Below are 24,132 nucleotides of genomic sequence, written 5' to 3' on the forward strand. Positions count from 1 at the left end.
CTCATGCTTACATTAAGTCGCTCTAAAATTGAGGCACTCGAACGTTTATCCAATGGAAATCATATTATTGGCGCATTAGCCATAGATCAACGGGGTTCTTTGAAAAAAATGATTGCTTCACATGGAAACACATCAGCTGGCGATGAAGATATAATTAAGTTTAAAGAAATCGTTTCTGCGGAGTTAACCCCTTTCTCTACATCGATATTACTCGATCCTGAATACGGGTTGCCAGCATCCCGAAAAAGGAATGAACATGCAGGTTTAATTCTTGCCTATGAAAAAACTGGATATGATGCCTCTCAACCTGGTCGCCTGCCAGATTTACTTGATAAGTGGTCCGTCAAACGCTTAAAGGAACAGGGAGCCGATGCCGTAAAATTTTTGCTTTATTATGACGTAGATGAAGATGCGGAAATTAATGAGTACAAACATGTCTACATTGAACGGATTGGTTCTGAATGCATGGCGGAAGATATTCCTTTTTTTCTTGAAATCGTAACTTATGATGCTGCTATCCAAGATGAAAAAGGAATAGAGTATGCCAAGGTGAAACCTTACAAAGTCATTGAAGCAATGAAGGAATTTTCAAAATCACAATATCATGTGGATGTCCTTAAAGTAGAAGTTCCGGTAAATATGAATTTCGTAGAAGGATTTTCCGAAGGAGAAACTGTGTATTCACGTGAAGAAGCACTGCGTTTCTTCAAAGAACAAAGCGAAGTAACCCCATTACCCTTTATCTTCTTAAGCGCAGGCGTTTCTGCGAAGTTGTTTCAGGAAACGTTAAAATTTGCTAAAGAAGCTGGCTCTACATTTAACGGTGTGTTATGCGGACGGGCAACTTGGAAAAGTGGTGTAAAAGTATTTGCAAATGAAGGAGAAAAAAAAGGAAGAGAATGGATGAGAACAGAAGGTAGAAGAAACATTGAGGAGCTCAATCAAGTCCTTCAAACGACAGCGAGTTCTTGGAAAGAAAAAGTTGCAGCCAAATTGTGAATCTTTCTGGACAGCCTCTCTGTTGAAAAAATTCGATTCTATCTTTAATCATTTTATTTTGTTATAAATAGTGTATCATTTTCGAAAAAGAGCGGACCGAAAAGTGGTATTTACGTCCCAAAATCTAAAAAAGTAGGCTCCAAGAATGTTGTTGCTACAGCATTCTTAGAGCTTTAATTTTGGTGTACTTTACCTTAAAATGGTCTTTTTAGACAGCCCCTACTAATCTTAATATGTTTAACTATTGATAAGGGGTTGGCGATAGCGAACAACTTATAAGCATTTGAAAATACTATATCCGATAGCGAACCGCTGTCCAAAACGATCAAGTCTCTTTCACTTCAGCTTCGTTTTGTCTTTTATTCAAGTTGGCAGCGTAATATGCAATGACTAAAATGGCAACCCAAAGCGGACCGACTATTAAGGCGATTCTTGTGTCTGGATAGTAGCCGAGCAGAATTGCGACAAATATGAGAAACGCCCCTGCAATGAAAGTGGATAACGGGTATAGCGGGGTTTTAAATTTGATATTTTTTTGTTGTTCAGGTGTAATCGATTTTCGGAATCGCCATTGTGCTAATAAAATAATAAACCAAGTCAATAAAGCGCCAAATGTTGAGATAGATGCAATCCAAGTAAATACTTGAGCTGGTACTAAATAGTTAAGCAGAACTCCGAATAATAAAACGGCTGATGTAACCATAACCCCTCTAAAAGGAACGCCTTTTTTGTTTAATGTGCCAAATGCCTTCGGAGCTTGTCCATTATGGGAAAGGTTGTATAACATACGTCCCGAACTGAAAATTCCTGTATTACAGGAGGAAAGGGCAGCGGTTAAAACGACAAAGTTGATAATGCCTGCTGCGGCCGGGATACCGATTTTGTCAAAGGTTAAAACGAAGGGGCTTCCACTTGTCCCGATTTCATTCCACGGATAAATGGACAAAATGACAAACAGCGCACCCACATAAAAAATTAATATACGAAGTAAAGTAGAATTAATGGCTCTAGGCAGCGTTTTTTCCGGATCTTTTGCTTCACCGGCTGTTACGCCGATCATTTCGATTCCTAGAAAGGCAAACATAACCATTTGAAATGACATTAAGACACCTTCAAGACCGTTAGGAAGAAAGCCGCCGTGCTCCCACAAATTGCTGATTCCTGTAGGAACTCCGTTATTGCCGAATCCGAACAAAATCATGGCTAAGCCAATAATAATCATAAAGATAATCGCAATAATTTTGATTAGGGCAAACCAGAATTCCAACTCACCGTAAGCACTGACTTGAAGAAAGTTAAAGCTCATCATGATGATTAATGCTGCCAGAATCCAAATCCATCGCGGAACCTCCGGAAACCAAAATTCCATATAGATTCCAACGGCTGTCAGCTCGGTCATACAAGTAATGACCCATACAAACCAATAATTCCACCCTGTAATATATCCTGCCAGATTACCAAGATAATCATTGGCGTATTGGCTGAATGAACCGGCAACGGGATGATGGACAGCCATTTCTCCTAACGCTCTTAAAATGAAAAATAAAATGATTCCGCAGAAAAGGTAGGATAACATTATACCGGGACCTGCCAGCTTGATTGAGCTTGAAGATCCTAAAAACAGCCCGACTCCGATTGCAGAACCTAATGCAATCAGTGTAATATGTCTTTCTTTTAAACCTCTTTGCAGCTGATTTTCCATGATCGTTCCTCCTTAAGTTTATAAATGAAATCCCTTTCAATGATCTGTTGCGAAGGTCATCATATGTCAGATTTCATGATCGAAAAATTTAAGTTATTATTCCCCGCAACTCCTCTTGATAATCAAATTGTGACGCTTACATTTAGATTTGAATAAATTTTATCATACTATATTTCAATTTCTTTTTGTATAAAACGACAAATTTAGACGTTCAATTTGTTGAATGATACAAAGGAAAAATGTTCAAATCATTTTCCTTACTTCCGTTATTATGATCAAATAAACCTATAGATAAACTATTTAATTCAAGTTTTCCTGCCCTACTGGTTACAAACATGTAAGGCAAAATCGCGAATAAATACTCCGAGAAATCAGCCAATTTCTATTACAACCGGCTGGGAAATTGACAGATGTAATGAAGGCACGGTTTGTTTAAGAACAGAAAAAATAACAAAGTTCAAGTATTACAAGCAAGGCACAGTTGAAAAAGTGTAAAAAATATAAGTGAAACCTTGCTTCAAAGATTAATGTAACAAGTCAAACTGAATTTATTTGTGAAAATGTGCACAAAAAAAACGAGACAAGCACCTCAATTTTTGATAATACAAAAATAGCGGCAAGTCTAGACTTCAACCGCTTGCCATCCATCGAGAAAAATGCCAAAGATTCATGGACAAGGTGTTATATAGAGTACAAGCCATGTTTTTAAAATGTTTCGCTATTGGATGAGCATCACGATTTTGCTGTGACTATGAGAAAAGTGAAACAAACCTTTTATTGTCTATTTATTGCTTCTTGACTTTCGTTTACTCTATTAGAGTGGCAGTATCCTGCCTCTTATTGCGATAAATAGTGCAGTAGCTAAAATGTAAAATAAACATGCTGCAATATTCAATATATTACCATAAATTTTGTTCAGAGTGGTGATTATATTTGGGAAATAGGAAATTTGTGAGAATTTCCTTTCGAGATTAGAAAATGAAGCTGCATTTCACAAATACTGATTTAGGTAAAAATTGGTACAAAAGGAGAGGCAAAATTAAAGTTGTGTTGATCACACTGTAAAATATGAACAGCTGATCCAATTAATTAAAAATTCGAATTAAAAGATGTTAATACAATCTCTAAAAGGTTTTGCAAGGTTTGTAAATTTCATCCATCTAAAATTTTTTGCTTACTTCAATAGGCTGATAAGCTATAGATATTTAAGAGATGTTCCCTCTCCCGCATGATGTGGCCATTTTACCGCTGTGAAGAAAAACAGAAACCCCATTGATTCTGAAACACGGTCCTCGACAGTTTTTCAAATAACAATTAGCACGTAAAAATTATTGGATCTGACAAAAAGAAAAAATACCGAAAAATTTGAAATCGAAAGAGGAAAGGAGTCACTTATCAAAAGAAAAGAAAGCTATTTTATGAATTCAATCATTCATGATTTTCTTGAAAAAACTTGTTGCTTCATTTTTATAGAGTTAAAAGTTCAACAAATTTGTTAAAAGCTAATGTTTTGGCAAGTGACTTACGAGTGATAAACACAGTATCTACGTTTACGTAGTCCTTATCAATGGGATATGTGTATAGACTTTTTGTTAATTTTGACATAGACTCGGGAATCAAAGAAATTCCAACTCCTGCACGAACACAATTTAAAATAGCTTGTGCGGCGTCTACCTCTATTACATTTTGAATCGTTATATGATAGTCGTTCATGATTCTGGTAAACACTTCTCGATAGTAACACCCTTCTTTAAATACAACTAAAGTGCATTCCTTGTTTTTAAGAGGATTGTCAGGAGTATTGGTGATAAGTACCAGTCTTTCTTTAAAAATAACGTTTTCGATAAGATCCGGATGATTAACAGGTCCAGCAACAAATGCACCCTCTATATCATGATGTAAGACCTTATCTATTAATTCTTTTGTGGTACCGGTTTGCAATTTAATTTTTACGTTAGGATAATTAGCTGAATATTGTTTTAATATGTGGGGAAGACGTACATAGGAGGTTGTTTCCATGGAGCCTATGTTTAATTCTCCATCGGGGATTGCCAGTTTATTCATTGCTTTTTCAGCTTCGCGACACAAATTTAAAATCAAATTAGCATAGTTAAGAAAGACTTTGCCGTTCGGTGTGAGAATAACCTCTTTTTTGGTTCTTATAAATAATGGAAAACCTAAACAGCTTTCTAATTTATTTAGTCTAGCCGTAACATTGGGCTGTACATATCCAAGCTCTTTTGCAGCCTTTGTAATCCCCTTATTTTTTGCTATTGCTGCAATGATTCTTAAATCTTGTAGCTCAAACATTATTTCTCCCCCATCACTCAAATTGATTCATAACAACAATTATCATTTTTTTCTATTTTACACCATCAAAATGGGGTCATAAACTATTTATAGAAGACAATTTGCGAAATATTAAAAAAATAAATTTTCATCTTTATACAAGTCAATTTCAGATGAATGTAGAAGCAGCTTGAATGAACAACATGATTTCAGTCCAATAATGTGAATTTTAGGATGGAAGGATGGGAACAAGAGAAATAAAAGAGCCGGGCAACTGATGTTTCACTAAGTTTTGGGTGATCGTTTTTTCTGCTGCTGACCAAATCGTATGAATGGCATTATTAATTGAATGCCAACAGCTATGATTATTGTATTGTTAACCTATAGATTTGACGGAAAGAGTTATATAAAAGGCAAGGAGGAACATGGCATGTGGAATCATACAAAAATAACAGACAAACTATCAATTAAAATTCCGATTATACAAGCGGGAATGGCGGGAGGGATCACGACTCCCGAGCTTGTTGCTGCTGTATCCAATGCAGGTGGTCTAGGGATGATAGGGGCGGGTTATATGACGCCGGAAAAATTGGAGTCGGATATTCAAAAAATAAAGGAATTGACTTCAAAACCATTTGGTGTCAATCTGTTTGTTCCTGAACATCCGGCAGTCATTCAAGAAGAAATTGAAAGAGCGAATCAACTGCTGGAACCTATCCGCCAAATGTTAGGGATCGAAAAAAAGAATGATGTTCCGCAAATCAACACTTCTGTTTTTGATGAACAAATTCAAATCGTTTTAAAATATGAAGTACCCGTTTGCAGCTTCACATTTGGCATTCCTCAGAGAGAAATTATTCATCAATTAAAGAATAATGGTATTGTCACAATTGGAACAGCCACAACAGTAAAAGAAGCCATATTGAATGAAGAGGCTGGGATGGATATGATTGTCGTTCAAGGCAGTGACGCTGGGGGGCATAGGGGCAGTTTTGCAGGATCCTTTGATGATTCAATGATCGGAACAATGGCCCTTATTCCGCAAGTAGCGGATCATGTTTCAATTCCTATTATTGCAGCTGGCGGTATCATGGATGGCAGAGGAGTTTTAGCTTCTCTTGTATTGGGAGCGCAAGCTGTTCAAATGGGAACAGCCTTTCTTACCTGTATAGAAAGCGGAGCAAATGAACTCCATAAAGAAGCAATATTAAACGGTACCGAAGAACAGGCAGTAATCACTTCAGCATTCAGCGGCAAGCCAGCAAGGGGATTAAAAAATGAATTTATCATCAAAATGAAAGAGCATGAAGATGCTTTGCCAGCTTATCCGATTCAAAATATGCTCACCCAAGATATCCGGTCAGAAGCTGCAAAACAGAAAAATAAAGAGTGGATGTCGCTTTGGTGCGGGCAAAATCCTCGACTAAGCAAAAATTTGCATGCCGCCGAACTGATCGAAACAATCATCAATCAAATAGAAGAAATTATAAGTAACTTCCCATTAATAAAAGGATGACTATGAAACCGCGGCTTACTTTATGCGGCGGTATTATTGCATTGATTATTGTAATGGGGATCAGAAGATTTGCTTATACCCCTATCCTCCCCTACTTGAATATAACTAAATCGATGGCTGGAAATTTGGCTGGAACTTTATTTGTTAGCTTTTTTAATTTGAGAAGATATGAATCAATTTATTTAAAGATATTTTTAGCTTTGAACATTTTTACGACTCTGCTCATGGGAATGGTCAGTAATCATATATTTTGGTACCTTTTCAGGTTTTTTTCAGGCCTTAGCAGCGGTGTAGTCTTTGTCTTAGTTTCTAGTATAGTGCTTCAAGTATTGAAAAAGCAAAATATGCAAATATTTAACGGTTTGTTTTATAGTGGTGTAGGGATTGGGATTTTCTTGTGTAGTATTCTAATTCCTTTCTTCATTAGTATAAACGGGTGGAAACCATAAACAGCTGTTAAATATCCAATTAATTTGCTGCTGTTGTTCGATGACATATATTGTACTTTTGAAACAGCTAACGTTTGAACTTCCAGGCATGCGTGTTTAAGTGTTGTTTTAAGCGTTATTCTACCCAAGAACTGGATTTCTTTTCCGAAGGCTCTCATTTCGGACTATTCTGAACAATAAGATTTTCCGCTGCCGCTTGTACCATATTTCTTCCAGATACAAAATAATTTTTGTTCAAAAGAGACTGTTTGGAAAAGACCATAAAAAAATTTTTTTTCAATTCAGTCTCTTTTTTTCGTTGATAGGATATTGGCAGGGAGAAAAAAGATAGGGTGGCTATACATCAGATCATCTTGACGAACGGCAAGTTTAATAGAATTTCCTTTTTCTTATTTTTTTGTAAATTCAAAAAATTCATTGAAAAATCTTCATAAGAGTGTTTTAATAATTGTAAACATATAACATATCAAATATGTGTAATAAGAGAAGTGTTGCAGTCGATTGAAAGAAAATGATTTAAAACGCTTGTTCTTTTGCGATTTATAGAAACGATGTTTCTTATTACAAAACATAGGGGGTGCTTGATTTGCTCCAAGGAGAGTTGTACACAGAATTAAAAGATGTTTTCCCCGAAAGTCAAATGGAAGTAAAGGAAAATGAAGGTCATCCACTTGGAAATGGCGGAAAAGTCGCAGTCTATCCAAAAACTGAAAACGAAATTTCACGCATCTTGCAATATGCAAACAAAAATGGGAAAACCGTTTCTATTGTGGGCGGAGGAACAAAGCGGGGGTTTGGCGGTCTAATTGATTCGGCTGATATTTTGCTTTCCTTAGCAAATCTAAAAGGAATCGTCGAGCATACAGTGGGAGATATGACATTAACAGTGAAAGCAGGTACACCATTTCAAGAATTGCAGCGGTACTTAGAAGAACATAACCAAAAAATATCTCTAGATCCTGCTTGGCCGGATTATGCGACCATCGGCGGTATTATCGCCGCTAATGAAAGCGGTCCCAAACGTTTGGCATATGGATCCGCCAGAGATGCAGTCATCGGGCTTCGAGTTGTTTATCCAAATGGCAAGGTCATCCGAACAGGCGGAAAGGTCGTGAAAAATGTCGCCGGATATGATATGAACAAACTTTTTGTCGGTTCCATGGGCACTTTGGGGGTTTTGACGGAAATCACTTTAAAACTCCGTCCTTTGCCAAAATATGAAAGCAATGTTCTTTTATCATTTACAGAAGGAGATTTTGCTGAAATGCGATCATTTGCCGCGGCGTTTTTAGATTCGCAGATGGAACCTGTCTCACTGGAACTGATAAGTCCGTCTTTGGCTGAAAAGCTAACGGGTGAAAAATTTTATACATTGGCCATTAGTTTTGAAGATAATGAAAGTTCGGTTCATTACCAAGAATCTTTTCTAAAAAGCATTCAGCCTCCTAAAACGAAAATGACCATTCTTGCTCAAGAGAAAGCGCGCAAGTTTTGGCAATCTTTTTATACAATCAGCCCGAATGGCAGGGCGTCTAATCAGACAGGGGAGACTGAAGCAGTATTGAAAATCGGAGTTGTCAATTTAGATGTCCTAAAAGTTATTAGGGAAAGCCATTTATTACAGGATACGCACAATTTGCTTATCGAAGCCCACGGTGGATTAGGCCACGGATTGTGTCAAATCGTTTTAAGAGGCGGCAGCGAAAACGTCATTTCAGCAATTCAGCATTTAAGGAATTTTGTCAAAGAGCTCAATGGGTATGCAGTCATTAAACATTTGCCGTTTATTTTACGCCAGAAAATAGAGGTTTGGGGGGAAAATCCGCCATATTTCTTTCTTTTCAAAGGAATCAAAACAAAGATTGATCCGAACAACATTCTCAATCCGAAGCGATTTGTGGGAGGGATTTAAATATGGGATTAAATGAAAGTGATCTTATCAAAGAACCAGCCTGTCAAACCAACAGCTTCAGCAATTACCTTTGGAGTGATCCGCCTGATGAAAACAAATGGGCGGATTGTGTCCATTGCGGTATGTGTTTAGAATCGTGCCCCACTTATGAGATCACGGGTCAGGAACAGCATTCTCCCCGCGGACGCGTCCATTTGATTAAATCAGTCGCAGAAGGAAAGCTTGAAGTGAACGAACATTTTATGGATCCTGTCTTTGCTTGTCTTGATTGCCGCGCTTGTACTACCGCTTGTCCTGCGGACGTCGATGTAGGGGGATTGATAGAAGAAGCGCGCGGTCAAATTCGCCAAGCCATGCCGTTAAAAGGCTGGAGAAAGGCGGTCAGCCATCTGTTTTTGCATAGTTTGTTTCCGCACCACAATCGCTTGTACACGTTAGGAAATGTGTTGAAATTGTATCAAAAAAGCGGCATGCAAACGTTTGTCCGTAAAACAGGGCTGATCAATATCATACCGCAGCATTTAGCCGAAATGGAAGCGATCATGCCGGAAGTGAAAAAGCCTGTGCGGAAAAAGTACAAACATGAAAAAGTCATTAAAGCAAAAGGAGAAACGAAGAGTACGGTTGCGTTTTTAACTGGCTGCGTAATGGATGTCATGTTCAGCGAAATTAATGAAGCAACAATTAACGTGTTAACTCGAAATGGAAATGACGTTATGATTCCGCAAAATCAAACTTGCTGCGGGGCTCTTCATGTTCATGCAGGCGACCGGGAAATGGGGAGAAAATTAGCGAAACAAAATATTGAAGCATTCCAACATGCTGAAAAAGTAATTGTAAATTCTGCCGGTTGCGGATGTATGTTAAAAGAATATCCGGAGCTGTTCCGTGAAGACCCCGTTTGGCGCCAAAAAGCTGAAACATTTTCAAAAAAGGTGGAAGACATTTCAAAATACCTTTATGACACTGGTTATAAAAGGCCCATCGCCGAAATCAAGGCTCGTGTTGTCTATCATGATGCATGCCATTTAGCTCATGGACAGGGCATTCGTGACGAACCTCGCAGCCTTCTTCTTGATATACCTGGGGTCGAAATGGTTGAAATGGCGAATGCCGACCGATGCTGCGGCAGTGCTGGCATTTACAATATAACAAATCCGGAGATGGCTAAAGAAGTGCTTGATAGCAAAATGAAGAATGTTCCTAAAGAAGCAGAAATGATTGTAATGGGAAACCCCGGCTGTATGCTGCAGATGGCGATGGGTGTTCAAAAAAACGGAAGAAATCAAAAAATTGTTCATACCGTACAGCTGCTGGATTGGGCGTACCAAAAAGAAGATCGCCTAAAGGAGGGAGAGGAATGTCTCTAAAAGGGATAAGAACAAATGACAAACATATAAAAAACCTTGCAAACATTGTTGAAGGAAACCGTTCCATCTTGTATAAAAAAGAAGATTTATTAGCTTATGATTGCGATGGCTTTACCATTCATCGTCGTTTGCCGAGGGCAGTCGTTTTCCCGAATAATACAGAAGAAGTCGCAAAAATTGTGAAATATTGCCACGAACATGATTTGCCGTTCCTTGCCCGCGGCGCCGGAACTGGTCTCAGCGGCGGGGCGATCCCGTTGAATGGGGAAGTAATCATTAGTCTTGTAAAAATGAAACGCCTTATAAGCGTTGATTTTGAAAACAGGCGTGCAGTAGTGGAACCTGGATTTGTCAACTTAAAACTGACGAACTCCATTTCGGACAAAGGATATTATTATGCGCCTGATCCATCAAGCCAATATTGCTGCACCATCGGCGGAAATGTCGGTGAAAATGCGGGCGGTGCACACTGTCTAAAATATGGTGTGACGACAAATCACATTTTAGGGCTTGAAGTGGTATTGCCAAATGGCGAAGTCATTGAAATAGGCAAGGATGGAATACCTGATGCACCGGGCTATGATTTATTGGGACTTTTAACAGGATCAGAAGGAACTTTAGGAATTGTGACGAAAATAACGGTTCGTATTTTAAAAAACCCGGAAGCAAAGCAAACGGTGCTTGCTTATTTTGACAACGTTGCGGATGGCAGTCAAGCCGTATCGGACATTATTTCTGCCGGAATTGTACCAGCAGCCCTTGAAATGATGGATCAAATAGCAATAGAAGCGGTTGAAGCGGCAGCGTTTCCTGTCGGCCATCCAAAAGACATTGAAGCGCTTTTGCTCATTGAAGTGGATGGAATATCCGCAGGTATAGACGAGCAAATCCATCAAATTTTAGAAGTTTGCAAGAGAAATCATGTTCGAGAAGTAAAAGTGGCACAAAGTGAAGAGGAAAGAGCTAGATGGTGGGCAAACCGCAAAACTGGATTTGGCGCAATGGGGGCGATCTCTCCTGATTATTTAGTTCAGGATGGTGTGATTCCCCGCAGCAAATTACCCGAAGTGTTAAACAGAATTCACGAAATCAGTCGAGAGTATGGTCTGCGCATCGCAAATATCTTTCATGCTGGCGATGGCAATCTGCACCCGCTTGTACTTTTTGATGCCAGAAAACCGGGCGAAACAGAAAAGGCATTAAAAGCTGGCAGCGCCTGTTTGCAAGCATGTGCAGATGCCGGCGGATCGATTACAGGTGAACATGGAGTAGGGATCGAGAAAAGAGAAGAGATGCGCTTCATTTTTAGCGACGAAGAAATAGCGGCGCAAACGGATATTCGGGAAGTATTTAATCCGAAAAATTTATTAAATGCCGGGAAGCTCTTCCCAACTCCGGGACGTTGTTTGGAAGTGAAAAAAGAGGGGAAATCTGTTACAGCATCATAAAAAAGAATTTTAAGAAAATTATTGAAATGATTCCATCATCATGTTATCCTTTTTTAAACTATTACGAAACAGTGTTTCGTAATAACAAACAACATTTAAAGGAGGAATTGTGCCCATGAAAACAAACTATGTAAAAGTCGGCAATTTGAAAGTAGCTGAAAATTTGTATGATTTTATCAACAATGAAGCATTGCCGGGAAGCGGTGTGGAAAAAGATGAATTCTGGCTTCAGTTTGAGAACCTTGTTTATGAACTGACACCTATTAATAAAAATTTGCTTAAGCGTCGTGATGAAATCCAGCAAAAAATCAACGAATGGCACAAAGAACATCGCAACAAATTCAACTTTGAAGCCTATAAATCATTTTTGCAGGAAATCGGCTATTTAGAACAAGAAGTGGAAGACTTTAAGATTACAACAGAAAATGTCGATGACGAAATTGCTCTACAAGCCGGGCCGCAGTTAGTAGTGCCGATTAATAACGCACGGTACGCTCTTAACGCCGCCAATGCCCGATGGGGAAGCCTTTATGACGCTCTTTATGGAACGGATGTCATCAGCGAAGAAGATGGGGCTGAACGAAAAGGAGAGTATAATCCGATTCGCGGGGAAAAAGTCATTGCCTTTTCGAAAAACTTCCTTGATGAAGTAGTGCCGTTGCAAGAACATTTCCACCGCGACGCTGTTCAATACGCAGTTGAAGACGGGAATTTGCTTGTCACTTTAATGAATGGCAAGACAACCGCTCTTAAAGAAAGAGAAAAGTTCGTAGGCTACAGAGGAGAGTCGGATAAACCATCTGCCATTTTATTGAAGAACAACGGTCTTCATATTGAAATCCAGATCGATCGAAGCCATCCAATTGGAAAAAATGACGATGCGGGAATTAAAGATATTCTATTGGAAGCGGCTGTTACAACGATTATGGATTGCGAAGATTCTGTGGCGGCAGTGGATGCGGAAGACAAAGTGCTTGTTTATCGCAATTGGCTTGGCCTCATAAAAGGAGATTTGACAGCTACTTTTACAAAAAACGATAAAACGATTACACGTACGCTTAATGCTGACAGAACATACACATCCAAAACAGGAGAAAAGTTTACTCTCCCAGGTCGTTCACTTATGCTCATTCGTAACGTTGGGCATTTGATGACAAATAGTGCAGTGCTCATTGGAGAGGGAGAAGAGATCCCAGAAGGAATATTGGATACGGTTGTAACAAGTTTGATTGCTAAACATTCCCTTTTAGGAAATGGCAAATTTGAAAACTCCAGGAAAGGTTCGATCTACATTGTAAAACCTAAAATGCACGGGTCTGAGGAAGTGGCGTTTGCCAACCTGCTATTTAACTGCGTCGAAGATTTGCTGGGATTAAAACGGAATACGCTGAAAATTGGTGTGATGGATGAGGAACGGCGCACAACTTTGAATTTGAAAGCTTGTATTCGGGAAGTAAAAGATCGTGTTGTATTTATTAACACAGGGTTTTTGGACCGAACTGGCGATGAAATCCATACATCAATGGAAGCAGGTCCGATGATTCGGAAAAATGATATGAAAACATCTCAATGGCTGCAAGCCTATGAACGCTCAAACGTCTATATCGGTTTACAAAGCGGCTTCCAAGGCCGTGCGCAAATTGGAAAAGGCATGTGGGCAATGCCGGACATGATGGCGGAAATGCTCAAGCAAAAGATTGGCCATCTAAAAGCAGGCGGCAATACTGCGTGGGTGCCATCACCAACAGCGGCTACATTGCATGCTCTCCATTATCACCAAGTAAATGTAACAGATGTCCAAAACAAATTGGCTGAAACGATTGAAGATCTCCGTGATGAAATTTTACAAATTCCGGTTGCAGAAAACCCGAATTGGACCCCTGAAGAAATACAAGAAGAGTTAGATAATAATGCACAAGGAATTTTAGGATATGTTGTTCGTTGGGTGGAGTTAGGAATCGGCTGTTCAAAAGTTCCGGATATTAATAATATTGCTTTGATGGAAGACCGGGCAACGTTGCGGATTTCAAGCCAGCATATCGCAAACTGGCTGCATCACGGCATTGTTACGAAAGAACAAGTTCTTGAAACACTTAAGCGGATGGCGAAAATAGTCGACAAGCAAAATGAAAATGAACCTGGCTACCGCCCGATGTCAAAAGATTATGACCGTTCCGTCGCATTTCAAGCTGCGTGTGACCTCGTATTTAAAGGTTATGATCAACCTAACGGCTACACAGAACCGATTTTGCATCGCCGCCGTCTTGAAGCAAAAGCAAAATATGCTGTAAAACAATAACTTCTCATCATGAAGGCATCCTACCAAAGGGTGCCTTCTATTTAAAAGCTACATCTTCCATGCACAAAAACCGATCAAAATCTTTAGTTGCGCGGCTTTGGTTATGAATGAAAAGTTTTATTATGAAGGAGTTGAATGTATGAAAAACCTTCGGGAAAAGGCGCTGGAAGTTCATAAAAATCCGTTATTTGTCCTGAAGAACAGATTGTTATTCCAGAGGGAATAGACAGGGTAAAGTTTGAATCTAAGCTGGCAATTGTAATCGGTAAACAAACGAAAATGGTGCCGGAATCAGAAGCATTGAATTATGTATTTGGGTACACGGTGGGCAACGACGTAACGGCGCCGCAGTTTTCCATGAAGATGGCCATTGGACAATCGGTAAATCGTTTGACACATTTCCCCCCCTTGGCCCTGTCATTGAAACAGAACTTGATACATTTCGCATTCATGTTGAAGCAAAGTTGAACGGTGTTAAAAAACAAGATAGTTCAACGGAATTAATGATTATTTCCATTCGGAAAATGATTTCCTATTTATCATCTGTCATGACACTTAAACCCGGTGATGTCCTTTTAACAGGAAGTCCGGTTGGAGCCGATTTTGTTTAAGCAGGAGATGTAATTGAATGTGAAATGAAAGGAATCGGCACATTAAAAAATACCGTTGTTGCTGCAAAAAAACGTGTTAACACGTTATGAAGGAAACAATCTTAGTATTCAAATGATAAAGTGAATAATGGAACAGAAAGAACTTGGCAGTTTTTGTTCTTCCTGTCATAATATAAGGGAATCAAGAAAATTTATATGGCGGAATTTGCACTCTAGCAAATTCCGCCAAGATTTTAGAAGGTGAACGGCTGTGGAAAGGGACAATATGGTCAAGTCTGTAAGCAGGGCGTTGGACATTATTCAACTTGTCAGCTTAAAAAAAGAAGGTTTAGGCGTCACAGAGATTGCCAATCAGATTGATATCAACAAAAGCTCCGTGTATCGAATCTTATCTACACTTGCCCGGTACGGCTATATTGAACAAGATTCCGAAACAGGACGATATAAACTGGGGTATAAATTTTTGGAAATCAGTTCGAAGCTATTAGAATCGATTGATCTTCGCAAAGAAGCAAAACCTTTCCTGCAAAAATTAGAAAATGAGACGAACGAAGTCATCCATCTGGTTGTTTATGACCAAGGAGAAGTCGTTTATATTGAAAAATTGGAAGGAAATGAAACGCTGCGCATGCATTCAAAAGTCGGAAAGCGTGCCCCAATGCATTGCACCTCTGTAGGAAAGGCCATTCTCGCCAATTTGCCGTCAAGTGTCGTTTTAGACATCCTTGACAGAAAAGGGTTGCCGATGCATACGAAAAATACGATTACGAATAAGGATGCATTTTTGAAAGAGCTCATTCGAGTTAAACAACAAGGATATGCACTAGATTTAGAAGAAAACGAATATGGGATTCGTTGTATTGCCGCCCCAATTTTTGATCATTTGGGGAAGGTCATTGCTGCCGTGAGCGTATCAGGACCAACCATTCGAATGACAGATGAGAGGCTCAAACAACTTCAGCCGCGGATGATTGAAATAGGAAAGCAAATTTCTGCTCGGCTTGGTTTTGTTGAATATGCTTGAGTAATACCTTCGCCTTATTTGAATTGATTTCGCTCCAACTTTTCAAATAGGGCAAGGGTTTGATTATTGCATAACAAAGGAATTAGTTAATGATAAAAAATTCAGAAAATATTGATAATTAAAAAAATAAAAGATATAATGAGTGTACTATGATTTTCCATTCATGTGGGTGAATTACATTTTGAATAAGAGAGGGGAAAATCTCTTGTGAGTACTGGATTGTTGGCTTTTTTATCGCTTCTTCCAATTTTAATCGTCGGAATTTTCTTGGTTGGGTTTCGATGGTCAGCTAGCAAAGCGATGCCGATTTCATATGTTGTGGCCGTCATACTTGCGCTCTTTGTTTGGAAAGTATCAGCAGCCAATGTAATAGCTGCCTCCATAAATGGTTTGGTTGTAGCTGCTACACTATTGTACATCATTTTTGGCGCCATTTTGCTTTTAAATACTTTGCAAGAAAGTGGGGGAATTAAAACAATCCGGCAAGGGTTCACCGATATTTCTCCAGACCGGCGCATTCAAGTAATTATTGTCGCATGGTTATTTGGTTCGTTTATTGAAGGATCCGCAGGCTTTGGTACGCCAGCTGCAGTTGCTGTTCCATTATTAGTAGGATTGGGATTCCCAGCGATGGCAGCCGTTGTGGCGGGCATGGTCATTCAAAGCACACCCGTTTCATTCGGTGCTGTCGGCACACCGATTCTTGTCGGCGTACAATCAGGATTATCCGCTGATGCAACGATTACTGATAACTTGCTGTCGTTGGTCACTTTGATTGGAGCGAAAGTTGCTATTCTTCATATGATAACGGGCACTCTTGTTCCATTATTTGTTGTAGCCCTAATGACCAAATTTTTTGGAAAAAACAAGTCGTTTTCTGAAGGAATTAAAGTTTGGAAATTTGCCTTGTTTGCGGCTTTTACAATGACGATACCATATCTCATCGTTGCCAATGTCCTTGGCCCTGAATTTCCTTCCATGGTTGGCGGCTTGGTCGGATTAGCAATCGTTATTGCCGCTGCGAAAAAAGGTTTTTTAATTCCATCTCAAGAAGAAGTATGGGATTTTGAAGAAAAGTCTAAATGGGATCCGGATTGGATAGGAAAAATTGAGATTAAAGATATCGCACACAAGAACGGCAAGATGAGCATGATTCGCGCTTGGACTCCGTATATTTTAGTTGGCCTGTTTTTAGTGGCGACCAGGTTGAAATCGCTTCCGATCGGCGGATGGCTGCAAGCGTGGACGATTGAGATTCGGAATATGTTTGGAACAAATATTACGGCTAGCTTTCAACCGCTTTATTCACCAGGAACAATTTTTATTGTTGCGTCACTGATTACCTTTTTTATTCACGGTATGAATGGAAGCGCATACAAACGTGCTTGGATGCATTCAGGGAAAACGATGATCTCAGCTTCAACCGCGCTAATTTTTACCGTTCCAATGGTTCAAGTGTTTTTAAATTCAGGCGGCGGTGCTGCAGGTTATGATCAAATGCCAATTGAATTGGCGAACGGAGTAGCAGCGCTGGCGGGCAATTATTGGCCCTTTTTCTCCACATTTATTGGTGGACTGGGCGCTTTTATAGCTGGCAGCAACACGGTCAGTAATATGATGTTTTCTTTATTTCAATATAATGTAGGTTCCCAAATTGGTGTTGATCCCACTTGGATTGTTGCCCTTCAGGCGGTAGGTGGTGCGGCTGGGAATATGATTTGTGTACACAATGTCGTCGCTGCTTCGGCAGTAGTCGGGTTGGTAGGAAAAGAAGGAGCAGTTATTAGAAAAACATTGCTCCCATTTACGTATTATGCTTTAATGGCTGGTTCGATTGGATACTCGATTGCATGGTACTCCGAAAAGGGAATATTTAATCTCGGTTCCTTGATTGCAGTCTTGATCGCAGTTGCCGCCGTTTACATCATTGCAACAAATAAAAAACGGGCAACATGGCCCGCTCATAATAAGTCATCATTTGGCGCAAAACAATAATCCTAACAAAAAGAATGGATATAATAATTTTTTAAGAAAAAGTAAAGGCTGTCTTAAAATATATGCTCCCCTTCACTAGGGGAGTTTTTCTATGACAAAAAAACATACTAATCTTAGTATGTTTTGTGAAGAGTGATCATAGGACTGTATACTTTACAAAGTTGCTCTCACAATATCGCCCTATATTAAAATCCAGCTTTTTCTATGCAGATATAAGATGTGCTTGGTTGCACGTAAATATCAACGAAGTTTACATCAATAAGAAACCACTTGTAGCCTAAAGGGGTTTTTGTGACTATTATGTTAACTATGATTGAACAGCATATTTATATTTTGAAAAGGTGAAAAAATTTTAAAATGACATATCCCCCCTAGGGGGATATTATTATAATAAGGAGGAATGAAATATGTGTCAAAACCACCATCATCAAAATCATGAACATAAATATCGCAAGCAGGTCATTAATCGATTAGCGCGAATTGAGGGACATGTTCGTTCCATTAAAGAAATGGCGATAGAAGGAAGAGACTGTCCTGAAATTCTTCTGCAAATTGCGGCTGTAAGGAAAGCGTTAGATAATGCAGCAAAAGTAATTTTTGTTGATCATATGGAGAATTGTCTAGTAAATGCTGTTCATCAAGGAAATGAGGAACAAGTATTAAACGATTTAAAAAAAGCATTAGAGAATTTCATTCGATAAGGGGATTAAATTTTTTGATGATTCCAGAGGGTATCAGTCAGGAGCGATCAACAAAACAAAAAATAAAGATCATCCTAGCATTAGCTGTTCCTGCCATGATCGAAAATATTTTGCAAACAGTGGTAGGATTTGTAGACACACTTTTTGTATCAAAATTAGGATTAAACGAAGTCACAGCAGTAGGCGTGGCAAATGCTGTTCTAGCCGTATATATCGCCATTTTCATGGCAGTTGGAGTAGGGGCTTCTTCTTTGATCGCACGTCATGTCGGTGCTGGTAATATTGGCCAAGCAAAAGCCGTTGCTAAGCAGTCAACCATTCTTTCTTTTTTTATAGGTTTATTTTTTGGTTTTATCACCTTATTTTTCACAGAACCTTTACTTCGTCTTATGGGAGCAGAACCAAGCGTTTTAGTAGACGCCTCTGTTTATTTTCGGATTGTAGCTGTCCCGTCTGTTTTTATTTCTTTAATGTTTATCTTTGGAAGTATTTTACGAGCTGCTGGCGATACAAAAACACCGATGAAAGTAAGCTGGTGGATTAATATCATCCATATCGTTTTGGACTACTTTTTCATTTTTGGTTTATTGGGATTTCACGGGTTGGGCTTAGCAGGAGCAGCCTGGGCGACAGTCATTGTAAGAGTGCTGGGAGCCATCGCTCTTTATTATTACATTCAAAAATCGTCTATATCATTTTCTTTATTTCAGAAATCTTCTTTGGATATAAAGAAATTCACATTGCCTATTTTGAGGCTGTCTGCTCCTGCAGCAATTGAACGCTTAATTATGCGTTTAGGGCAAGTGCTTTACTTTGGATTAATTGTTCGAATTGGAACGGAAACGTATGCAGCTCATACAATTGCCGGGAATATCGAAACATTTTCCTATATGCTAGGATATGGCTTAGCTGCGGCAGCATCAACACTTGTAGGGCAGCATATTGGGGCAAAGCTTGAAAAAGAGGCTTATACATATGGGATGCTGACGACTTATATCGCCATGTTATTTATGTCTATAATAGGTGTTCTGTTGTTTTTCCTTTCTCCTTGGCTTGCGACTTGGTTTACAACAGATAAACAGGCTATTGAGATGGTTACTACGGCATTAAGAATTGATGCTTTTGCCCAACCAGCATTAGCTATGGGATTGGTGTTGACTGGAGCTTTACAAGGAGCAGGAGATACAAAAAGCCCCATGTACAGTACAGCGGTCGGCATGTGGGTCATTCGTATTGTAGGTGTATATGTATTGGGCATCCAATTAAATTTAGGAATAGCAGGAGTATGGCTATCCATTGTAATCGATCAAGTCATTCGAGCCCTGATTTTATGGTGGAGATTTAAAAAGCAAATCAAACATTGAACATACAATTATATGTATAGAAAACTATGATTCTCAAATACTTTAGTATGCTAATGAACTAAAAATATCCATTGACATTCATTTTTATGTTGTGTTATTTTTATTTTATGTTAATTTATTACTCTAATATATTATCGAATTAAAGTACACTCGCAGATATCTTCATAGATGCGTTTTTATAGCAATTATCGTTATTGCTTTTTTGAGCTTATTTGATGCAAATGTTGTCCGAACTATTGCAGATACATTTACGGATGGTTTAATTGTGATTAGTAGCGGGGGACATTTAAATTTTTTGGACATGCAATAGGTTAAAAACAAAATGAAAATAAATTAAAGGTGGTTATCTACAGTATGAAACGATTAGCAATGTTTATTCTAACTATGGCAGCGTTATTCTCGCTCCTGATAGGATGCTCCAAATCGGAGGAAAAAGACAAAACGCTAGTAATTGGAATAGATGATAAATTTGCACCTATGGGGTTCCGGGATGAGAATAATGAAATTGTAGGGTTTGACATTGACTACGCCAAGGCAGCTGCCGAAAAAATGGGAACAAAGGTAAAATTTCAGCCGATCGATTGGAAAACAAAAGAATCTGAATTAAGCAGCGGACGGATCGATCTCATTTGGAACGGGTATACCATTACGGAGGAGCGCAAAAAGAAGGTTCTTTTTACAAAGCCTTATATGAAAAATGCACAAGTTGTGGTCACACTTGCTGATTCAAACATTTCTAAACTTGATGATCTAGAAGGCAAAGTGGTTGGTCTTCAATCTCTATCTTCTGCAGCCGATGCGTTGGATAAAAATCCGATTAAATCGAAAATCAAGACGGTTACGGAGTATGCCGACAATGTTCTGGCATTGAAGGATCTAAAGCTAAAACGTGTTGATGCAGTAGTGATTGATGAAGTTGTCATTAAATATTACATGTCGAAAGAAAAAGATACTTATAAACTGCTCGATGAATCCCTTGCACAAGAAGAATATGGAATTGGTGTTAAAAAGGGTAATGAGGAACTGCTGAATAAACTGCAAAAAGCTCTCGATGAGCTGAATGAGGACGGCACTGCCGCCGAAATCTCGCAAAAGTGGTTTGGTGAAAATAAGGTATTAAAGTAAAATAGACCAAACTTGGATTTCCTTGAGAAACCCTGTTTTGCTGTTGGAGGAATTCTTTCATGTCCGTAGATTATTTCAACTCAATCATTAAGCCGATGCTGCTAGGCGCACAGATGACGGTTCTCCTGTTTTTGATCGTCATTGTGTTGTCAATTCCGCTCGGCTTCATACTAACACTTGCTGTAAGAAGCAGGTTTAAGCCTTTATCGTGGCTTACACAGATTTATATATATGTGATGCGGGGCACCCCATTGCTGCTTCAGCTGCTTTTTATATGTTTTGGACTGCCGATGATCCCTGTGATCGGAGATTATTTGGTATTAGACCGCTTTGTCGCAGCTTGTTTGGGTTTTATATTGAACTATGCTGCATATTTTGCCGAGATTTTCCGCGGCGGTTTGCTGGCTATTGATAAAGGTCAGTATGAGGCATCACAAGTCCTAGGCTTGAATAAATGGCAGACGATGACGCGAATCATACTTCCACAAATGTTCCGCATCGCACTTCCTGCCGTCGCTAACGAATCGGTTACACTAGTTAAGGATACCGCACTGCTCTATGCTGTTGCCGTACCAGAATTATTACACTATGCACAGACTGCTGTGAACCGTGATTTTACAATCGTGCCTTTCTTCATCGCAGGTATTATTTATCTGATCATGACGCTCTTATTAACTGTTCTCTTTAAGTGGCTCGAACGACGGTTCAAATTTGATTAAAAAGGAGTAGTGAGTGTGGTTCTCATTGAAGTATCCAACCTCAAAAAATCATATGGCAAGTTGGATGTATTAAAACAGATAACATTTGATGTTAACAAGAACGACGTAATTGCTGTGATCGGACCATCTGGCTCTGGTAAAAGTACAATGCTCCGTAGCCTGGTCCATCTTGAGGAAATTGACGGAGGCAGCATTTGTATATCCGGGGATTATTTGGTGAAGGACGGGATTTACTCAAAACCGCAGGAGATTAAGCGGATCACCTCTAAGATGGGAATGGTTTTCCAACATTTCAATCTCTTTCCTCACCTCACGGTTAAAGAAAATTTGGAACTTGCTCCTAAGCTAGTAAAGAAGGAGTTAAATGCGGAAATTGAACGACGCAGCACAGAACTTCTGAAGAAAATCGGGCTCTCCGATCGGGCATCAGCTTATCCTGCAAAACTTTCGGGCGGTCAAAAACAAAGAGTCGCCATTGCTCGTGCGCTTATGATGAACCCTGAAATCCTGCTGTTTGATGAACCTACTTCCGCCTTGGACCCGGAGTTAACCGGCGAAGTACTGCAAGTAATGAAGCAGCTGGCTGAAGAGCACATGACGATGATTGTGGTGACACATGAGATGGGGTTCGCCAAGGAGGTTGCAAACCGAGTCATTTTCATGGACAACGGGGAAATCATCGAATCCGGACTTCCGACTGAGATTTTTACAAACCCGAAGTTTGAACGAACGAAAGCTTTCTTGAACCGCAGTTTGAAATAATCGGGACGCTGTCTATTAGTAGATTACTTGACACTTGCTACTTAAAATAAATAGTAACTGATCAACAAATAAAACGTACTTTTAGCACACCCCAAATCTGTTTTAAATAAAACATATTAAGATTAGCAGCACAGACTACGGCCAAGTCTGTGCTGCTATTTTTGTACGCCCGGCAGAGTGTAATAATCTCTAGGGTGAAAGCCCCGAGCCGTGAAGGCAGAAGTAATGGTACGTACGGTGGTGTGAGAGGTCGGGGGTTAGTCACCCCCTCCTACTCGATTAGTAGAAGCGGTGAAAAGGTCATGAGCCCCGGAACCATAAGTTTGTTGTACAAATTCATTCGATGGGGTATGGAGCAGGATCATTTAGAAAGAGCCTTGCCTTTTTAGCATTCGTTCCTAAGTGCTTTTTCTCAGTTTATTGATGAATTGCTCAGACAAAATGTTGAAGGAAAGAATATGGTCCATATACACTTCACCGATTAGTTGTATCTCTTCATTTTCATGCTGTAAAGAATATGGGAGAGTTTTTTCTATTAATGGTATATGTTTTTCTGGTTCTTGAACAATGGTGTTCCATGCACGTATGATCAGCTCTAAGTCTTCACTGAACAGTGCGCTTTCCAATTCTTCCGTCGGTAACGGCTCTGATAATAGGGGCATTTCATCCACGAATTGTTTTGAATAAAGTCCTTCTAAAAATTTTTCAAAGCTTTCAGCTAGCTCCTCTGTATTTGCACCAAGATAAAATATTTTCTGAGTTTCAAGGTGAAGGACAATATTTCCATTGGTACAAACTGCAATCGGGATGACGCTGCCTTCTAATTTCAATTCCTCAAGAGATAAAAAGCGGTCGATTTCTATAGCTTCCTTTTCCGTTAAAAAATACATTTTCTCCGCTTCTCCTTCGTGTAAAGCGGTCACGAAAGACGCATACTGATCCGGCAGTTTGTAAGGAAGACTATGTCTCTCTTTTTTTGCTTTATGGCGGCTATGATTTTCCTTCTCAAATTCCTGATCGTGGTGAAAAATTTGTGTTTTATAAAAATGGGTAATGGAAAATTGTTTTGCAGCTACCTTCCATTCCGTCATCGGATTGTCAAATAAAACACTTAAGATGAAGCTTTTGTTATTAAGATCCCCTTCTTCATAAAGCCAAAACATACCTGGTGTTAAAGGTATTTCGGATTGTTCCTCCTTGATTCCAGTAATCTCAATAACGATGGCATCCCCCTTGCTGAAACTGCCTTCCCCATTTAACGTTAATCTGAGTGCATCGTAATCGCGATGGATATATTGTAATTCTGCGTCATGTAATCCATCTTCCAAAATGCTGATCAGCTCTTCCGGCAGATTTTCGCGAATATGTTCAAAATGATTATTCGCTTCATCTAACACTTTTTCGCATTCCTCAATTTTAGCCTTCAACCAAATGATGAGTTCGTCCCGCACTTCCTTTGGCAGTGTCGGCTGATTAATGGTGCCGTTCAGAATATAGGGATGAAATGTTTCCGGCAATGTTTGCAATAATTCGTCTTTAATAGATTCAAGATCTTGCCGCAAATAGTCGTAAACATCCTCGCCGTCTTCTTCAAAGCTTTTGATAAAATCCATCCATTCTTCATCAGACTCGGGAATTGTAAGCAGGTGCGCCTTCTGCATTTTGTCATACCATTCTTTTGTAAAAAATTTCATTATATCTCTCCTTATATGCTATCTGCCATTTTTTCTCATATAATGAATTCACTTCTTATAAGCGTTTCACCTGCTAAAAAGGAGAAATTTAACAAAATAGGTGATGGGGGTGTCTAATAATTCGTTTTTACGGCTTATTGACGCCCCCATTAA

General features: G+C 39.3%; 17 protein-coding genes and 1 pseudogene. 15 read left to right on the forward strand and 3 right to left on the reverse strand.

The genetic code is table 11. The features are described from left to right. Positions 1-3 precede the first annotated feature (3 nt). The gene (gene lacD / locus RI196_RS01275) at positions 4-999 is read left to right on the forward strand and encodes a tagatose-bisphosphate aldolase (protein ID WP_066250387.1); all 996 of its coding nucleotides are present in this window, start codon (positions 4-6) and stop codon (positions 997-999) included. Between the two features lie 325 nt (positions 1,000-1,324). Here the strand turns inward: lacD and RI196_RS01280 are convergent, their stop codons facing one another. Continuing rightward, on the reverse strand, positions 1,325-2,701 hold the full coding sequence (locus RI196_RS01280) for an amino acid permease (RefSeq protein ID WP_063386488.1): 1,377 nt from the start codon (positions 2,699-2,701) through the stop codon (positions 1,325-1,327). Between the two features lie 1,467 nt (positions 2,702-4,168). After that, a complete protein-coding gene (locus RI196_RS01285; RefSeq protein WP_063386489.1) occupies positions 4,169-5,011 on the reverse strand; it encodes a LysR family transcriptional regulator in 843 nt (280 codons plus the stop codon). A 409-nt stretch (positions 5,012-5,420) separates the two neighbouring features. Here RI196_RS01285 and RI196_RS01290 point away from each other — a divergent pair, with 409 nt between their 5' ends. The 14 genes and pseudogenes from RI196_RS01290 to RI196_RS01355 all read left to right on the forward strand — a co-directional run bounded on the left by RI196_RS01290 (position 5,421) and on the right by RI196_RS01355 (position 22,285). Beyond that, positions 5,421-6,506 carry an NAD(P)H-dependent flavin oxidoreductase gene (locus RI196_RS01290; protein ID WP_063386490.1) on the forward strand — a complete coding sequence of 362 codons (1,086 nt, stop codon included), beginning with the start codon at positions 5,421-5,423 and terminating at the stop codon, positions 6,504-6,506. A gap of 2 nt (positions 6,507-6,508) precedes the next feature. After that, positions 6,509-6,955: a YbfB/YjiJ family MFS transporter gene (locus RI196_RS01295; protein WP_311066760.1), complete on the forward strand. Its 447-nt coding sequence runs from the start codon at positions 6,509-6,511 to the stop codon at positions 6,953-6,955. Between the two features lie 640 nt (positions 6,956-7,595). Then, a complete protein-coding gene (locus RI196_RS01300; RefSeq protein WP_311067312.1) occupies positions 7,596-8,867 on the forward strand; it encodes an FAD-binding oxidoreductase in 1,272 nt (423 codons plus the stop codon). A gap of 2 nt (positions 8,868-8,869) precedes the next feature. Then, on the forward strand, positions 8,870-10,237 hold the full coding sequence (locus RI196_RS01305) for a (Fe-S)-binding protein (protein WP_311066761.1): 1,368 nt from the start codon (positions 8,870-8,872) through the stop codon (positions 10,235-10,237). Further along, on the forward strand, positions 10,228-11,685 hold the full coding sequence (locus RI196_RS01310) for an FAD-binding oxidoreductase (RefSeq protein ID WP_311066762.1): 1,458 nt from the start codon (positions 10,228-10,230) through the stop codon (positions 11,683-11,685). Before RI196_RS01305 ends, RI196_RS01310 begins: the two co-directional genes overlap by 10 nt. Before the next feature lie 115 nt (positions 11,686-11,800). Further along, positions 11,801-13,984 (forward strand): malate synthase G, encoded by a 2,184-nt coding sequence (locus RI196_RS01315; RefSeq protein ID WP_311066763.1) that lies wholly within the window; start codon positions 11,801-11,803, stop codon positions 13,982-13,984. Between the two features lie 180 nt (positions 13,985-14,164). After that, positions 14,165-14,685, forward strand: a pseudogene (locus tag RI196_RS01320) (fumarylacetoacetate hydrolase family protein); the annotation flags it as partial. A 160-nt stretch (positions 14,686-14,845) separates the two neighbouring features. Then, positions 14,846-15,619 (forward strand): IclR family transcriptional regulator, encoded by a 774-nt coding sequence (locus tag RI196_RS01325; protein WP_063386495.1) that lies wholly within the window; start codon positions 14,846-14,848, stop codon positions 15,617-15,619. Between the two features lie 207 nt (positions 15,620-15,826). Next, positions 15,827-17,614: an L-lactate permease gene (locus RI196_RS01330; RefSeq protein WP_311066764.1), complete on the forward strand. Its 1,788-nt coding sequence runs from the start codon at positions 15,827-15,829 to the stop codon at positions 17,612-17,614. Positions 17,615-18,021: 407 nt separating this feature from the next. Continuing rightward, entirely contained in the window at positions 18,022-18,315 is a 294-nt protein-coding gene (locus RI196_RS01335; RefSeq protein ID WP_063386497.1) for a metal-sensing transcriptional repressor, read from the forward strand. Positions 18,316-18,332: 17 nt separating this feature from the next. Continuing rightward, entirely contained in the window at positions 18,333-19,679 is a 1,347-nt protein-coding gene (locus RI196_RS01340) for an MATE family efflux transporter (protein WP_063386551.1), read from the forward strand. Positions 19,680-20,033: 354 nt separating this feature from the next. Then, positions 20,034-20,804 (forward strand): amino acid ABC transporter substrate-binding protein, encoded by a 771-nt coding sequence (locus RI196_RS01345; RefSeq protein WP_063386498.1) that lies wholly within the window; start codon positions 20,034-20,036, stop codon positions 20,802-20,804. A 59-nt stretch (positions 20,805-20,863) separates the two neighbouring features. Beyond that, positions 20,864-21,523 carry an amino acid ABC transporter permease gene (locus tag RI196_RS01350; RefSeq protein WP_063386499.1) on the forward strand — a complete coding sequence of 220 codons (660 nt, stop codon included), beginning with the start codon at positions 20,864-20,866 and terminating at the stop codon, positions 21,521-21,523. A gap of 15 nt (positions 21,524-21,538) precedes the next feature. After that, positions 21,539-22,285 (forward strand): amino acid ABC transporter ATP-binding protein, encoded by a 747-nt coding sequence (locus tag RI196_RS01355; protein ID WP_063386500.1) that lies wholly within the window; start codon positions 21,539-21,541, stop codon positions 22,283-22,285. A 398-nt stretch (positions 22,286-22,683) separates the two neighbouring features. Here the strand turns inward: RI196_RS01355 and RI196_RS01360 are convergent, their stop codons facing one another. Further along, entirely contained in the window at positions 22,684-23,979 is a 1,296-nt protein-coding gene (locus RI196_RS01360) for a DUF4085 family protein (protein WP_311066765.1), read from the reverse strand. Positions 23,980-24,132: the final 153 nt, after the last annotated feature.

Origin of the sequence: Aeribacillus composti, assembly GCF_031760945.1 — a bacterium.
In the GTDB taxonomy this organism is placed as follows: Bacteria; Bacillota; Bacilli; order Bacillales; family Aeribacillaceae; genus Aeribacillus; species Aeribacillus composti.

Bases quoted from the DNA above. Each gene is read 5' to 3' on its own strand.
- RI196_RS01300 (WP_311067312.1), top strand. From the start codon at position 7,596: ATGGAAGTAAAGGAAAATGAAGGTCATCCACTTGGAAATGGCGGAAAA.
- RI196_RS01315 (WP_311066763.1), top strand. From the start codon at position 11,801: ATGAAAACAAACTATGTAAAAGTCGGCAATTTGAAAGTAGCTGAAAAT.
- RI196_RS01345 (WP_063386498.1), top strand. From the start codon at position 20,034: ATGAAACGATTAGCAATGTTTATTCTAACTATGGCAGCGTTATTCTCG.
- RI196_RS01290 (WP_063386490.1), top strand. From the start codon at position 5,421: ATGTGGAATCATACAAAAATAACAGACAAACTATCAATTAAAATTCCG.
- RI196_RS01285 (WP_063386489.1), bottom strand. From the start codon at position 5,011: ATGTTTGAGCTACAAGATTTAAGAATCATTGCAGCAATAGCAAAAAAT.
- RI196_RS01360 (WP_311066765.1), bottom strand. From the start codon at position 23,979: ATGAAATTTTTTACAAAAGAATGGTATGACAAAATGCAGAAGGCGCAC.
- RI196_RS01310 (WP_311066762.1), top strand. From the start codon at position 10,228: ATGTCTCTAAAAGGGATAAGAACAAATGACAAACATATAAAAAACCTT.
- RI196_RS01340 (WP_063386551.1), top strand. From the start codon at position 18,333: ATGATTCCAGAGGGTATCAGTCAGGAGCGATCAACAAAACAAAAAATA.
- lacD (WP_066250387.1), top strand. From the start codon at position 4: ATGCTTACATTAAGTCGCTCTAAAATTGAGGCACTCGAACGTTTATCC.
- RI196_RS01295 (WP_311066760.1), top strand. From the start codon at position 6,509: ATGAAACCGCGGCTTACTTTATGCGGCGGTATTATTGCATTGATTATT.
- RI196_RS01335 (WP_063386497.1), top strand. From the start codon at position 18,022: ATGTGTCAAAACCACCATCATCAAAATCATGAACATAAATATCGCAAG.
- RI196_RS01350 (WP_063386499.1), top strand. From the start codon at position 20,864: ATGTCCGTAGATTATTTCAACTCAATCATTAAGCCGATGCTGCTAGGC.
- RI196_RS01305 (WP_311066761.1), top strand. From the start codon at position 8,870: ATGGGATTAAATGAAAGTGATCTTATCAAAGAACCAGCCTGTCAAACC.
- RI196_RS01280 (WP_063386488.1), bottom strand. From the start codon at position 2,701: ATGGAAAATCAGCTGCAAAGAGGTTTAAAAGAAAGACATATTACACTG.